Source organism: Clostridium grantii DSM 8605, from assembly GCF_900129965.1.
Taxonomy (GTDB): Bacteria; Bacillota; Clostridia; order Clostridiales; family Clostridiaceae; genus Clostridium_AF; species Clostridium_AF grantii.
Map to the genome: position 1 here is coordinate 1 of NZ_FQXM01000010.1, position 13,500 is coordinate 13,500.

15 protein-coding genes are annotated in these 13,500 nt (G+C 28.2%); 9 read left to right on the plus strand and 6 right to left on the minus strand.

The annotated features are described in order from the left end of the window. From BUB83_RS09955 to BUB83_RS09965, 3 genes are all read left to right on the plus strand, one after another. The coding region (locus BUB83_RS09955) for a PTS sugar transporter subunit IIA (protein WP_159434069.1) at positions 1–1,248 on the plus strand (1,248 nt) is incomplete at its 5' end. A 17-nt stretch (positions 1,249–1,265) separates the two neighbouring features. Next, on the plus strand, positions 1,266–2,195 hold the full coding sequence (gene pfkB / locus BUB83_RS09960) for a 1-phosphofructokinase (protein WP_073338323.1): 930 nt from the start codon (positions 1,266–1,268) through the stop codon (positions 2,193–2,195). Positions 2,196–2,209: 14 nt separating this feature from the next. After that, on the plus strand, positions 2,210–3,463 hold the full coding sequence (locus tag BUB83_RS09965; RefSeq protein WP_073338324.1) for a zinc-binding dehydrogenase: 1,254 nt from the start codon (positions 2,210–2,212) through the stop codon (positions 3,461–3,463). A 60-nt stretch (positions 3,464–3,523) separates the two neighbouring features. Here BUB83_RS09965 and BUB83_RS09970 read toward each other — a convergent pair whose 3' ends face one another. From BUB83_RS09970 to BUB83_RS09985, 4 genes are read right to left on the minus strand one after another with little or no spacing between them, the layout of a single operon-like run. Further along, positions 3,524–4,222, minus strand: a complete 699-nt coding sequence (locus BUB83_RS09970; protein ID WP_073338325.1) for a YesL family protein — start codon at positions 4,220–4,222, stop codon at positions 3,524–3,526. A 37-nt stretch (positions 4,223–4,259) separates the two neighbouring features. Next, positions 4,260–4,763 (minus strand): hypothetical protein, encoded by a 504-nt coding sequence (locus tag BUB83_RS09975; protein WP_073338326.1) that lies wholly within the window; start codon positions 4,761–4,763, stop codon positions 4,260–4,262. A 14-nt stretch (positions 4,764–4,777) separates the two neighbouring features. Further along, complete coding sequence (locus tag BUB83_RS09980) at positions 4,778–5,401, minus strand: J domain-containing protein (protein ID WP_073338327.1); 624 nt, start codon at positions 5,399–5,401, stop codon at positions 4,778–4,780. Next, entirely contained in the window at positions 5,385–6,266 is an 882-nt protein-coding gene (locus tag BUB83_RS09985) for a DUF5685 family protein (RefSeq protein ID WP_073338328.1), read from the minus strand. Before BUB83_RS09985 ends, BUB83_RS09980 begins: the two co-directional genes overlap by 17 nt. A gap of 238 nt (positions 6,267–6,504) precedes the next feature. On the opposite strand from BUB83_RS09985, the gene BUB83_RS09990 reads away from it, so the two are divergent. Both BUB83_RS09990 and BUB83_RS09995 read left to right on the plus strand, forming a co-directional pair. Next, on the plus strand, positions 6,505–7,548 hold the full coding sequence (locus BUB83_RS09990; protein ID WP_073338329.1) for a DNA polymerase IV: 1,044 nt from the start codon (positions 6,505–6,507) through the stop codon (positions 7,546–7,548). A 92-nt stretch (positions 7,549–7,640) separates the two neighbouring features. Further along, complete coding sequence (locus BUB83_RS09995; protein WP_073338330.1) at positions 7,641–8,000, plus strand: hypothetical protein; 360 nt, start codon at positions 7,641–7,643, stop codon at positions 7,998–8,000. Positions 8,001–8,078: 78 nt separating this feature from the next. Here the strand turns inward: BUB83_RS09995 and BUB83_RS10000 are convergent, their stop codons facing one another. Beyond that, on the minus strand, positions 8,079–8,738 hold the full coding sequence (locus BUB83_RS10000; RefSeq protein WP_073338331.1) for an HD domain-containing protein: 660 nt from the start codon (positions 8,736–8,738) through the stop codon (positions 8,079–8,081). A gap of 173 nt (positions 8,739–8,911) precedes the next feature. On the opposite strand from BUB83_RS10000, the gene BUB83_RS10005 reads away from it, so the two are divergent. Both BUB83_RS10005 and BUB83_RS10010 read left to right on the plus strand, forming a co-directional pair. Next, positions 8,912–9,685, plus strand: coding sequence for a nitroreductase family protein (locus BUB83_RS10005; protein ID WP_073338332.1), 774 nt, complete (start codon positions 8,912–8,914; stop codon positions 9,683–9,685). 32 nt (positions 9,686–9,717) lie between these two features. Next, positions 9,718–10,287, plus strand: a complete 570-nt coding sequence (locus tag BUB83_RS10010) for a class I SAM-dependent methyltransferase (protein ID WP_073338333.1) — start codon at positions 9,718–9,720, stop codon at positions 10,285–10,287. 88 nt (positions 10,288–10,375) lie between these two features. Here BUB83_RS10010 and BUB83_RS22205 read toward each other — a convergent pair whose 3' ends face one another. Next, positions 10,376–10,537, minus strand: a complete 162-nt coding sequence (locus BUB83_RS22205; protein ID WP_200801464.1) for a hypothetical protein — start codon at positions 10,535–10,537, stop codon at positions 10,376–10,378. 249 nt (positions 10,538–10,786) lie between these two features. Between BUB83_RS22205 and BUB83_RS10015 the strand changes: the two genes are divergently transcribed. Both BUB83_RS10015 and BUB83_RS10020 read left to right on the plus strand, forming a co-directional pair. After that, positions 10,787–12,658 (plus strand): type IA DNA topoisomerase, encoded by a 1,872-nt coding sequence (locus BUB83_RS10015; protein WP_073338334.1) that lies wholly within the window; start codon positions 10,787–10,789, stop codon positions 12,656–12,658. Beyond that, positions 12,651–13,382: a hypothetical protein gene (locus tag BUB83_RS10020; protein WP_084133502.1), complete on the plus strand. Its 732-nt coding sequence runs from the start codon at positions 12,651–12,653 to the stop codon at positions 13,380–13,382. Before BUB83_RS10015 ends, BUB83_RS10020 begins: the two co-directional genes overlap by 8 nt. The last annotated feature ends 118 nt before the right edge of the window (positions 13,383–13,500 follow it).

Below are 13,500 nucleotides of genomic sequence, written 5' to 3' on the forward strand. Positions count from 1 at the left end.
CAAGCAAAAGAAATTGGAAGTTCAGTATTCTTTTTATTAGAAGCAAATCCAGGTCCAGGGCTTGGAATTTTATGTGCATACTATGTATTTGGTAAAGGAATGTCTAAAAACTCAGCACCAGGAGCAATAATCATACATTTCTTAGGTGGAATACACGAAATTTATTTCCCATATGTATTGATGAATCCAGTATTAATATTAGCTGTAATAGCTGGGGGAGCAAGTGGAGTACTTACATTCACATTATTAGGAGCAGGATTAGTAGCAGCAGCATCACCAGGAAGTATATTCGCTATAATGCTTATGACACCAAAAGGTGGATTAATACCAGTACTTGCAGGGATAGTAGTAGCAGCAGTGGTATCTTTCTTAGTGGCTGGATTCTTCATTAAAAGAGGAAAAGGTAATGACGAAGAATTAGAAGAAGCAAAAGCTAAAATGGTAGATTTAAAAGGTAAAGAATCTTCAGTTGTTAAAATAACAAAAGATATCAAAAAAATAGTATTTGCTTGTGATGCAGGAATGGGTTCAAGTGCAATGGGAGCATCTAAATTAAGATCAAAATTAAATAAAGTTGGATTAAATATAACGGTAGTTAATAATGCTATTAACGAAATACCAGCGGATGCAGATTTAGTAATTAGCCATGAATCTTTGACTTCAAGAGCTAAAACAAATGCACCCACTGCAGAACATGTATCAATAACTGATTTCTTAACAAGCCCAGAGTATGATAAAATAGTTGAAAGATTAAGTTCATTAAATAGTGGAAATAAAGAAGTAGTTGCTGAAGATAAATCAAAAATGGTAGAAACAGAAAATACAGTATTGAGAAAAGAAAATATTAAATTAAATATAAAAAGCACAGATAAATATGAGGCAATTAAAATGGCAGGTAAGCTATTAGTTGAGGGTGGTTATGTAGAAGAGCCTTACATTGATGCAATGCTACAAAGAGAAGAAATTGTTACAACTTATATAGGTAACAACTTAGCAATTCCTCATGGAATAGGAGAAGCTAAAAAATACATTAAAAAATCAGGAGTTGTTGTGTTACAATACCCAGAAGGAGTTTCCTTTGGAGATGGAAACATTGCAAATCTAGTTATAGGTATAGCTGGCATAGGTGATGAGCATTTAGTGATTTTATCTAATATTGCCACTGCATTAGAAGATGAATCTGATGTGAAAAAATTAATAGAAACTAACGATGCTGATTTAATATATAAAACTTTTGTAAATATGTAGTTCTAGGAGGTAATAAAATGATTGTTACAGTTACTTTAAATCCTGCATTAGATAAAACAATGGAAATAGATGATTTTAATTTAGAAAAAATCAATAGAGAAAAAAGATCTAGAGTAGATGCAGGTGGTAAAGGAATAAATGTTTCTAAAGTTATAAAATCTCTTGGCGGCGAAAGTTTAGCAACTGGATTTATAGCGGGTAATGCAGGAAACTTTATAAAACAACAACTAGATAGCTTTGGAATACAAAATAATTTTGTTATAACTCAAGGAGAAACAAGAACAAATCTTAAAGTTGTAGATTTAAAAAATAAAACATATACAGACATTAATGAGAATGGACCTTTTATTTCAGAAGAAGAGTTGTTTAACGCTGAGAAAAAAGTTCAAGATTCTATAAATGAAGAATCTGTATTGGTTCTTTCAGGGAGCATACCTAAAAACTTAAGTAATAAAGTATATTTTAATATGATAACGAAAGCAAAAGAAAAAGGGGCAAAAGTTATTATAGATGCTGATGGAGATTTACTAAAAGAAAGCATTAAAGCTGGACCATATTTAGTAAAACCTAATATTGATGAATTAGAACGATTATATGGTGTAAAATTAAATACAACAGATGAAGTTATAGAGTGTGCTAAAAAGTTGTTTGACTTTGGTGTAGAGCTTGTAGTTGTTTCCTTAGGTGGAGATGGATCAATATTTATTACAAGAGAGAAAACTTTAATAGTTGAACCAATTAAAGTAGATGTTAAAAGTACTGTTGGTGCTGGAGATTCAATGGTAGCAGCGTTAGCATTATCATTAGATAAAAACTATCCTTTTGATGAGGTGGTAAGATTATCTGTTGCAGCAGGAACAGCAGCTGTTATGATGGAGGGTACACAAGCACCAGAATATGAAGATATAATAAGAATTTCAAAAGAAGTAGAATATAAATATATTTAAGGAGAATGATAAAAATGAAAACAAGAGCAGCTAGAATACATGGAAAAAATGATATAAGAGTACAAGAATTTGAATTACCAGAAATAAAGGATGATGAAATTTTAACTAAAGTTATTTCAAATAGTATTTGTATGTCAACATACAAAGCGGCAAAACTTGGTTCAGAGCATAAAAGAGTACCAGAAGATATTGCAGAAAACCCAGTTATTACAGGACATGAATTTTCAGGAGAAATAGTTCAAGTAGGAGCTAAATGGCAAGATCAATTTAAACCAGGGGATAAATTTGCGGTTCAACCTGCATTAAACTATTTAGGTAGTCCATATTCACCGGGATATTCATATAAATATTTTGGAGGAAATGCAACTTATACAATACTTCCTCATGAGTGTATGGAACTTGGATGTTTATTAAAATATGAAGGAGAATCTTTTGCAGATGCTTCTTTAGCAGAGCCAATGTCATGTATCATAGGAGCATTCCATGCAAATTATCATACAAAAGACTTCGTATATGAGCATTTCATGGGAATAAAAGAAGGTGGTAAACTTGCCCTTTTAGCATCAGCTGGTCCTATGGGTATGGGGGCTATAGATTATATAATTCACTGTGATAGAAAGCCTAGTTTGTTAGTTGTATCAGATATAGATGCAGCTAGATTGAAAAGAGCAGAAAGTATTTTAACAGTGGAGGAAGCAAAGAGAAATGGAGTTGAGCTTCACTATGTAAACACAAATGAAGTAGAGAATGGTGAAGAGTATTTAATGGAACTTACAAATGGAGAAGGGTATGATGATGTATTTGTATATGCACCAGTAAAACCAGTTGTAGAAATGGGTGGAAATATTCTTGGAAGAGATGGTTGTTTAAACTTCTTCGCAGGCCCTACAGATAATAAATTCTCAGCTAGTTTTAATTTCTATAATGTACATTATGCATCAACTCACATAGCAGGAACAAGTGGTGGAAGCACAGGGGATATGATTGAGTCTTTAGAGATGACAGCAAAAGGCACAATAAACCCAGCTGTTATGGTAACGCATATTGGTGGATTAGAGGCTGTTCCAGAAACTATTTTAAATCTACCTAATATTCCAGGTGGGAAAAAACTTATTTATCCACATATAGATATGGAGTTAACAGCTATTGATGATTTCGAAGAAAAAGGTAATGCTGATGAAAGATTTAAAGCTTTAAGTGAAATAGTAAAAGCTAATAAAGGGCTTTGGTGTTTAGAAGCTGAGAAATATGTTATAGCTAATTTTTAGTAAAATATAAAATAAGCGGAACAGATAATTGAATATCTGTTCCGCTTTTATTATGTAGTATTATTTGTTTGGGATTAAAGTTTCTTCTATTTCAGTTAAAAAGTCTTTTGAATTATACATTATAGCATATGCACCTACACTAAAAACAAAGAAAGTTGTATATTGAGGATATATAGATAAAATCAAAATTTGAGCAACAACAATAATTATGTTTAGTATTGAGTGTTTAATTCTTTTGAAGCTATAAAAAAATGATAATTTTAAAAGATCTTTTGTATTAAAATAAAATCTTGATATTATAGGGAACATAGTTAATGATATAAATAAAATAATAATTATAAAGCTTAAAAATATATTTGATAAAAATGCAGGCAAATTATTTGCATTAATTAAACTTATATCAAAATACAAAAGCTCTATTAATAAAACAATTAATCCCCATAGTAAAAAGGATTGCTTAAAGCTGTTTTTATAAAACTTAAAAAAACTTTTTGTTAAAGAAATATCTTTATCTCTTATAAGTTTACCCATGGTAGAATAAAGAGCTGTAAGAGAGGGTCCTATTGTAATAGTTGAAGCAATAAAAATTGGAATATACCCTTCTGTAACAACTAATGACCCAAAAGTAAGCATAAAAATAAATGGAATGTTAAGTAGTATAAAATAGACATTTGAGACAAAAATCCATGAAAAATAATTTGTAATAACATAAAGAATGTTATCGTCAAATTGTTTTGAGTTTTGGTTAAATAAGCTCATAGGTTGCTCCAATCTATATTACTGAAAAGTAATATAATTAAAATTTAAATTTTGAAAAACGTTGTATCATTAGGGTTACCAAATAATCATAAGCCATAAATAATAGTTGGGCAAGAATAATGGAAACCACTAAATAAGTTGTTAAGTATTTAATATCAATCATAGTAGCAAAAAACTGTTTGTATAATAAAATCAAAATAACTAAAACAATATTAAAATAAACCAATTTGAGAAATATTTCAATAGGGACTTTTCTTATTTTTTCAATAAGAAATTTTATAAATCCATAAGCTCCAAAAAAAAGTATATATAGTATACTTATACCTTTTAAAGGCAACAAAAATAAGCTTAAAAGACTTATGGCAGAATATATAATAACACTTGTTCTGAAGTTGAGATTTATTATTGCTATTGGTATTAAAAAAGAAGCAACAACAATAAAGGACAACTTATTCGTTGGCATAATTGAACTAAAGTATAGCAGTATAATACTTAGGGCTGTAATCATACCGCCTTTTGCCATGTTAGATGCTTTATTCATATAGAAGGACTCCTTTAACAACAGCCTATTAAATCGCCACCAAAGCATTCACAGAAGGTATCTAAACACCATAAGTTCATGCAAATATTACAGAAATCAGGATCTCCACCACGGTTACCATAGTATTGTTGTCTGTAGGAATTATTTTTAGTATTTATAAAATTCAATGTATCTCTATACTCTTGATTGGAAGGAGACATTTTAGAAGCTGTTGATACATATCTAAAACCTGCATCTTGCCAACCTTTTTGAATATAAAGTAGTCCCATCAAATAATTCCACTCAGCATCATGAATTTTTATTTTATTTAAAGTTTGTTCTGCAGCGGATAGATTTCCAGAACGTATATCCATTCTTATTTTGTTATAATCATATCCAGAAGAACCATTGCCGGAATTTTGTGATGAAGAATAATTATTTGAAGAGTTGTTTTTAGAGGAATTATTAGTAGAACTATTTTTTTCTAAATAATCATAGGCTTCATTTAGTTCTCTCATTTTTTCTTCGGCTAAATCTTTTAGTGGATTATCACCATATTGGTCGGGATGATATTTTCTTGCTTGTTGTCTATAAGCTTTCTTAATTTCGTCCATGGATGCATTTTCTTTGACACCTATCACTTCATAGGGATTTCTCATTATTTTCTACTCTCCTTTTAAATACTATGTCCATTTTCTCAGGTAATCCAAAGAGAAGGATATTTTCTATTAGCAATTTATTTTTTTCTATGGGTAAATTACAAAAATACTCATAGCAACTTCTAGCACAATCACAAAGTAATACGTCAATTCTATTTTCAATTTTAATTTTAAAATCTTGAAATAATAGATTATTCTTATTTAAACTAGCTTCAATAGCATTAAATTTTTTCAAAGCCATATCTTTTTCTAAATCATCAAAAGCATCAATTATATAAATCCATTTTCCTAAATTATACCCAAGCCAATAAAGATCAAATTTAATATCTATATCTTCTGCATAATTTGAAATTATATAAGCTGTTAAGTCAGCAAAAGGATGAGATAACTCATCTAATAAAGAAGCATCAATTTTGGACTCGAGGTTATCAAGTTCCTTTAGTCTTTTCTCAATAAAATTTAATTGATTAATTTTTTGCGTATCTGACGTTTTTATATATCTTTGTAAAAAACCAGCTTTTATTTTGGCTTTTATAGATTTATCATCATTAAAGTCATCCAGTAATTTATAATAAAGTAAAGCAACATTACAAAAGGCGGCATAATCGATTGCGGTAGAGTCCACAACTTTTACTCTAGTTTTTAAAGGATGTGCAATACATCTATTCTTGATATAAGTATTTTTAGTATTAGCTAATGAATCCAGTAGAATAGCTAAAAAGGTCATATCATAGTTTAATGCCAATCTTGGAAGCTCACCAAATTGATTTTTTATAGAAATACACAAACCACAATAGTAAGCCTTGAATTTTTCGTAATCTTTTATCTTTAGTTCCATTTTACATGGTATTACATATCCGAACAATAGATTTCTCCTTTAAATATTATATTTATAAGTAACACATATATAAATAATACTATAAAAACAACTATAAAGCATACTGATTTATTATTATTTTCGAGAATATTTATAATTTATTAATTATTTTCCAAGAGCTATTGGTATTATAATCAATTAGTAATAAAATTATTGTATAAAAATAATAGAGATATTATAAAATTTAAATAGAGTAAATTTTTTTGAAAGTGAGGGGGATATAAATATGAAACGTTCAATTATACATGTAGATATGGATGCTTTTTTTGCTGCAATAGAAGAAAAAGATAATCCTTCTTTAAAAGGTAAACCAGTAATTGTTGGGGGAACAGAAGAAAGAGGTGTAGTTTGTACCTGCTCCTATGAAGCTAGAAAATTTGGAGTACATTCAGCCATGCCAACTTATATTGCAAAACAAAAATGTCCTTTTGGAATATTTGTACCCGTAAGATATGAAAGATATAAAGAAATTTCTTCTCAAATATTCGAGATTCTATTTAGTATAACAGATTTAGTAGAGCCTTTATCAATAGATGAGGCTTATCTTGATATTTCGAATATTGAAGATGAATCATTAATGATAGCAAAAAAAATAAAAAAAAAGGTAAAAGAAGAAACTGGGCTCACTATATCAGTAGGAATATCTTATAATAAGTTTTTGGCTAAACTAGCATCAGATTGGAATAAGCCGGATGGAATAAAAATTATTGAAGAAAATGAAGTTCCAGAAATTTTATTACCTTTACCTATTAGAAAAATATATGGAATAGGAGAAAAATCAACTAAAAAACTTAACGGCATAGGCATCTATACGGTAAATGATTTGATGAAAATACCCACAGATTTGTTTGAAAGTTATTTTGGTAAATATGGACATGAAATTTATAATAGAATAAGAGGAATTGATAATAGAGAAGTAAAAATTTCTAGAAAAGTAAAATCAATTGGTAGGGAAACAACTTTAAAACGGGATATAAATGATATAGATAAATTACAAAAATATGTAGAAAGATTTTCTAAAAACATAGCATATTCATTGGAAAAAAGAAATTTAGCAGCAAAAACCTTAACTATAAAAACGAGAACTTCTGATTTTATAAGTCATACAAAAAGTAAGACAATGAATGAATATTTTTATAAAGTTGAGGATATTATTATAGTAGGGGGACAAGTACTAAAAGAAATAGACTTAAACTTAGATATTAGACTCATAGGAATCAGTGTATCAAATCTTAAAGAAAAGTCTTTAGAGCAAATAAGTATGTTTTAGAAAAATTTGATACAAATTGTTAATAAATATTATGAAACTTTTTTTGTGACTAAAACGTCTATATAAGTGAAAGAAGTTTTAGGGGGGAGTTTATGTTTGAAATATTATCATTTGGTGCTTTAGTAGTAGCATTACTAATCAAATATAGTGAGGACTATCAACAATGGTTAATAGACAGTAATTTAAACAAAGAAACTAATGAAATAGTATATTTGTTCTTTAGATTTAAAAGAAGAGATAGATTTATTAAATTTAGCTATAGAGGATACATAATATTATTTATAACTTTAGTATTTTTTTGTATTACATATCGTATAAATAAAACAGTAGTAATACCATATGTTATTTTATTAATATTATTTGTTGTTTCAGTTTTTATTTTATATACTTTAACTAAAAAGGAAGTTGCTAATTTCAGTTCTTTTATGAAAAATATAAAAAAACTCAGCTAAAAAGGCAATGAAAGAATATAAAAACTTTAATTGCCTTTTTATAAAAGAGGCTAATTTTATTAGCACTAATAGCAATGGTTAATTGACATCTTCACAATTCCATTCGTTATAAAATTCAGTAAGATAATTTTCCATAAATTCATGTCTTTTTTTAGCAATTTCTTTACCGGATGAGGTATTCATTAAATCCTTTAATTTCAATAGTTTTTCATAAAAATGATTTACAGTGGTATTTTTAGCGTCTTTATATTGATTAAAATCATTAAATGATTTTGGTGGTATACTGGGGTTATACATTTCTCTATTTTTATTTCCACCATAAGCAAAAGTCCTAGCTATTCCTATAGCGCCAATTGCATCTAGCCTATCTGCATCTTGAACAACTTTACCTTCTATAGTGTATTGAGTTGAATCAACTGTGCCACCTTTAAAAGACAAAGTCTTAATTATAGTGCAAATTTGATCAATATAGATAGAATCAACTCCGATGCTTTCTAGCCATTTGGAGGATATTTCTGCCCCTATATTACTATTTCCATCATGAAATTTCCAGTCAGCAATATCATGTAATAAAGCAGCTAGTTCAACTACAAAAATGTTGGCATTTTCTTTTTTAGCTATAAAAACAGCTGATTTATAAACTCTAAGTATATGCCACCAATCATGACCGGTACCCTCACCATCAAGTTTTTCTTTTACAAAGGCTTTTGTTTTTTCTATAATTAAATTTTTATCCATATTTTCTCCTTTTAAATTAAGTTTAGTATATTATAGTATATCATAGTATAGTTATCCTAGTTCAACTATTAATTTATACGCAATGTTTATCTATATAATAAAAATTAATAATAATAAATGAGTATTAGTGGTAGAATGGTATTATTGAATATTTATATGAAAGGATGATAATAATGAATTTTATAGATAGAGTTAATACAAGAAAATCTGTTAGAAAGTATAAGGAAGGTAGTATTGAACAGGAGGATTTAAAGAAAATTGATTCCATTATTGATGAAGTTAAGCCTTTGGATGAAAGTATTTCATTTAAAGCCAAATTGGTTAATTATAATCAAATGAAAGAAACATTTAAAGGAATAAAGAATATGTATTTTAAGGTAAAAGCTCCTCATTATATTATACTTACTTCAGAAATTAAAGATGGCTACAAGGAAAATATAGGATTTGTTGGGGAGCAAATTGTACTTCAACTTACAAATTTAGGGGTTGGGAGTTGTTGGCTAGGAAGTCCAATAGATGAAAATATTTTAAGAAATATAATTGAAATGGATGATAACCAAAGATATATTATTATGATTGCTTTAGGGTATCCATTAGAAAAACTTTCAGTTGTAGAACAAAGAAAAAGAATATCAATGAAAGAATTAATGCTTGAAGAAAAAAATACAGAGCACGAATTTATTTTCAAAGCACTACTATCAGCACCTTCAGCAGTTAATTCACAACCATGGAGAATTAATTTCATAGATAATAGAATTGATTTTTATAAAAAAAATAATTTTATTACTAATAAACTATTAGGTAAATACGGAGAATTAGATATGGGAATAGGGCTTAGTCATATTTACTTTGCGTCAAAAGAATTTGGATATTCTCCAAAAATAATTAATTCAAATGAAACAAAAAAATTTAAAGATACAGAATATTTTTTTAGTGTGCAACTATGATTTATAATGAGTACTAAAGGAGATAAATTAAAATGAAAAAATTCGATCCTCAAAACAAAAATAAATTAGATAGTCCGGAAAGAAAAAAACTTCTTCCTCCGGATAAAGTTTTAAATATTATAGGGATAGAAAAAAACATGGTAATTGCAGATATAGGATGCGGTACAGGATATTTTTCTATTCCTATTGCAAAACTTGTAGGGCCTAAAAGTAAGATATATGCTATAGATATTAGTAATGAAATGCTTATAGAAACAGAAAAAAAAGCAGAAGAAGCAGAAATCACAAATATTATAACTATGAAAGCTGGTGAAGAGAGTTTTGATTTACTAGAGAATAGTTGCGATATGGTTTTTTCTTCAACGGTGTTACATGAAGTGGATTGCCCACAAGAATTTTTACTTCAATGTAAAAAAATTATAAATGAAAAAGGGAGTATTATTATTTTAGATTGGAATAAAGTAGAAGGAAAAGTTGGTCCTCCGATTAATCACAGAATAAGTGTGGATCGAGTTGAAGAATATGCTAAAGAAGTTGGATTAAATATGGATAGTGTGGCGTATTTAGGAAATAACTTTTATATAATAAAATTAGTATTGTAGATAAAAGTAGTTCAAGTTAAAAGCAGAAAATCTAATGATTTTCTGCTTTTGTTTTTAAAATTAGAGCGCATTAATTGATGTAAATTAATTAATCAATTAAATTTTTCTTTTTAGAAAGAAGATTACTACCACAAACAATAGAAATCACACCTAAAGTTACACCCATAACAATAGTTATAGTTCCTATAGCGATATTTGCGGCACCTGCAACTTTTACTGCCTTATAGGTTTTTTCATCATATTTTATCATAAAGACCCTCCAGTATAATTTTATTTTGCTTATTTATATAGGTAGAAGATTTTTTACTTAACTTATTATAATATTATACCAAACTGGATATAACTTTAAACAGAAATAACCAATAAATTTCAATTAAGATAATATTATAGATTCTATTTTAGCACAATTAATAAGGAATTAGTAACATTGATTTTTAACTATTGATTTATTGTGGTAAAATATTATGGGTATATTAATAAATTTTGTGAGGATGATTAAATGAGCAGATTAATACTAGCTGAAAAACCTTCAGTAGCAAGGAATTTAGCGGAAGCTCTTGGATGCAAGAAAAAAGGTAATGGATATTTAGAAGGTGACGATTATGTGATTACATGGGCGTTTGGACATTTACTTACTTTATATGATTGTAAGGACTATGATCCTAAACTAGCTTTATGGAGTTATGATAATTTCCCTTATATACCCCAAAAGTTTCAGTACAGAATAAAAAATGACGGGGTAAACAGGAATATTATTGATGCAGGAGCAAAAAAACAATTAGAAGTCATAAAGGAGTTAGCATATAGAGAAGATATTACAGAAATAATATCTGCCACCGACTTTGATAGAGAGGGGGAACTTATTGCCCTACTTATATTTAAATATTTAAAAGTCAATAAACCTATATATAGAATTTTGATTAATGAATGGACACCAGAAGAAATAAAGAAAGGATTAAATACTCTTAAAACTAATGCAGAAATGAAAAGTCTTCAAGATGCAGGAATTTGTAGACAATGGGCAGACTGGGTTATCGGAATAAATTTCACTTCTATGGCTACAATGAAGTATTCTAGGGGTAAAGGCAACTTGTTAAATATAGGAAGAGTGCTTATGCCTACTTTAAAAATGATATATGATAAAGACATGCAAATAAATAATTTTAAAGTAGAAGAGTTTTTTGAGTTAAATGCAGTATTTAAAAACGAAAAAGGTGAATATAAAGGTAAATTTTTTCATGGCAAAAAAGAAAAATTTTCCAATAAAGAAAGTATAAAAAAATTAAAGGATGAAATTCAAGGTAAAGATGGATTAATAACAGAGAAAGAAGTAGAAATAAACAAGGTTAATCCACCAAGCTTATTTAATTTGAGTAATTTACAAGGGTATATAACAAGTAAGTATAAAGGATGGACTTCAAATAAAGTATTACAAGTAGCTCAAAGCCTTTATGAAAAGAAATACATTACCTATCCTAGAACAGAGAGTACTGCTTTAGAAGAAAGTTTAAAAGAAAAGGCGGAAAAAGTATTACAGACTTTAACTAGAAATTTACCTTTTAAAGATGAAATAGTTTTTAGTGATACAAAGAAAGTTTTTAATAACAGCAAAGTTGAAGGCCATAGTGCTATCATTCCTACGTATATCATACCTAAAAATTTATCAAAGGATGAAATGAATGTATATAATGCTATAAAAAATAGATTTATATCACAATTTATGCCTTCATCAGAATATGAAAACACTAAAATAATTACAAGTGTAAAAGGTGATGTTCATGATAGGTTATTTGTGACAAAAGGTAAAATATTGAAAATTGAGGGTTGGTTAAAGCTATATAATGATGAGAAAAAGGATGAACTATTACCCCCAGTAGAAAAAGATGATATGGTAAAAATGAAGGAATTAAAAGTATTATCCAAGAAAACGAAGCCACCAGCGCACCATACTGAGAAATCTTTGCTTAAAGCTATGGAAACCTGTGGTAAGGGTAAAAGTAGTGATGAAGAAGAAGAGAGTACTGAAATATTATATGGATACTCTATAGGTACAGCAGCAACTAGGGCAGAGACTATAAATAAGCTAAAATATGCAGGTTATATTGTAGCTAAGGGTAAATCTTTATTAGTAACAGAGAAAGGTATAAAATTAATTGAAACTTTCCCTATAAAAGAGCTTATGGACACAGATTATACCGGAAGATTAGAAAAAAAGCTGTATGATATGGAAAAAGGAAATATCAAAAGATTAGATTTTTTAAAGGAAATATTTGATTTTACAGTAGATGGGGTAAATAAAATTAAAAGAAGTAGAGCGGATATAATTTGTGATACAAGGGAGAGGAAAAAGGGGGAGGAAAAAAGTGAATAAAAATTCTAAGATTAAATGGCAGGTGAAACTAGGAGTATTATTGGTGCTATTATCATTTATAGTATATTTTATAAATTACGCTATATTTAAAGACTTCCATCATATTCTAACGTTTTTTTTAGAGGATTTAGCTTTTATACCTATAGAAGTTTTAGTGGTTACTTTGTTAATTGATAAAGTAATAGAAAAAAGAGAAAAAGAAAATATGATGCAAAAATTGAATATGGTGATAGGTGTATTTTTTATTGAAATAGGAACATCTATTATGAAAACTTGCGTAAAGTTGGATCCTAATGTGGATAGAATAAGATCTGCAATGATAATAAAAGAAGAGTGTAATAAAGCAGAGTATAATAATCTTTTAAAGATACTTAAAAACTATGAATACTCTATTTCTATTGAAGGCGTAGATTTGCATGAAGTTAAAGAGTTTCTAACTTCTAAAAGAGAATTTTTAATAAGATTATTAGAAAATCCAAATTTGTTAGAACACGAGACTTTTGCAGAATTATTAAATGCAGTTTTCCATGTAGAAGAAGAACTACTTGCTAGAGATCTAGATAAATTATCCAAAGAGGATGAGGAACATATTGAGTCAGATATAATAAGAGTTTATAAATATATTGTTTATGAATGGGTTCAATATATGAGACATTTACAGGGGAAATATCCTTATTTATTTAAGACAGCTTTGTATAATAATCCTTTCAACTTAAGAAAATAAAAATAATATTTAAAAATTTCCAGGAAATCAGCTTGATTAATATGAGTATTTTATAAATTTATTAATCAAGTTGAAGTTTGTTTGACAACTGAATGAACATTCACTTACAATAAAGTAT

Bases quoted from the DNA above. Each gene is read 5' to 3' on its own strand.
- pfkB (WP_073338323.1), top strand. From the start codon at position 1,266: ATGATTGTTACAGTTACTTTAAATCCTGCATTAGATAAAACAATGGAA.
- BUB83_RS09965 (WP_073338324.1), top strand. From the start codon at position 2,210: ATGAAAACAAGAGCAGCTAGAATACATGGAAAAAATGATATAAGAGTA.
- BUB83_RS09970 (WP_073338325.1), bottom strand. From the start codon at position 4,222: ATGAGCTTATTTAACCAAAACTCAAAACAATTTGACGATAACATTCTT.
- BUB83_RS09975 (WP_073338326.1), bottom strand. From the start codon at position 4,763: ATGAATAAAGCATCTAACATGGCAAAAGGCGGTATGATTACAGCCCTA.
- BUB83_RS09980 (WP_073338327.1), bottom strand. From the start codon at position 5,401: ATGAGAAATCCCTATGAAGTGATAGGTGTCAAAGAAAATGCATCCATG.
- BUB83_RS09990 (WP_073338329.1), top strand. From the start codon at position 6,505: ATGAAACGTTCAATTATACATGTAGATATGGATGCTTTTTTTGCTGCA.
- BUB83_RS09995 (WP_073338330.1), top strand. From the start codon at position 7,641: ATGTTTGAAATATTATCATTTGGTGCTTTAGTAGTAGCATTACTAATC.
- BUB83_RS10000 (WP_073338331.1), bottom strand. From the start codon at position 8,738: ATGGATAAAAATTTAATTATAGAAAAAACAAAAGCCTTTGTAAAAGAA.
- BUB83_RS10005 (WP_073338332.1), top strand. From the start codon at position 8,912: ATGAATTTTATAGATAGAGTTAATACAAGAAAATCTGTTAGAAAGTAT.
- BUB83_RS10010 (WP_073338333.1), top strand. From the start codon at position 9,718: ATGAAAAAATTCGATCCTCAAAACAAAAATAAATTAGATAGTCCGGAA.
- BUB83_RS22205 (WP_200801464.1), bottom strand. From the start codon at position 10,537: ATGATAAAATATGATGAAAAAACCTATAAGGCAGTAAAAGTTGCAGGT.
- BUB83_RS10015 (WP_073338334.1), top strand. From the start codon at position 10,787: ATGAGCAGATTAATACTAGCTGAAAAACCTTCAGTAGCAAGGAATTTA.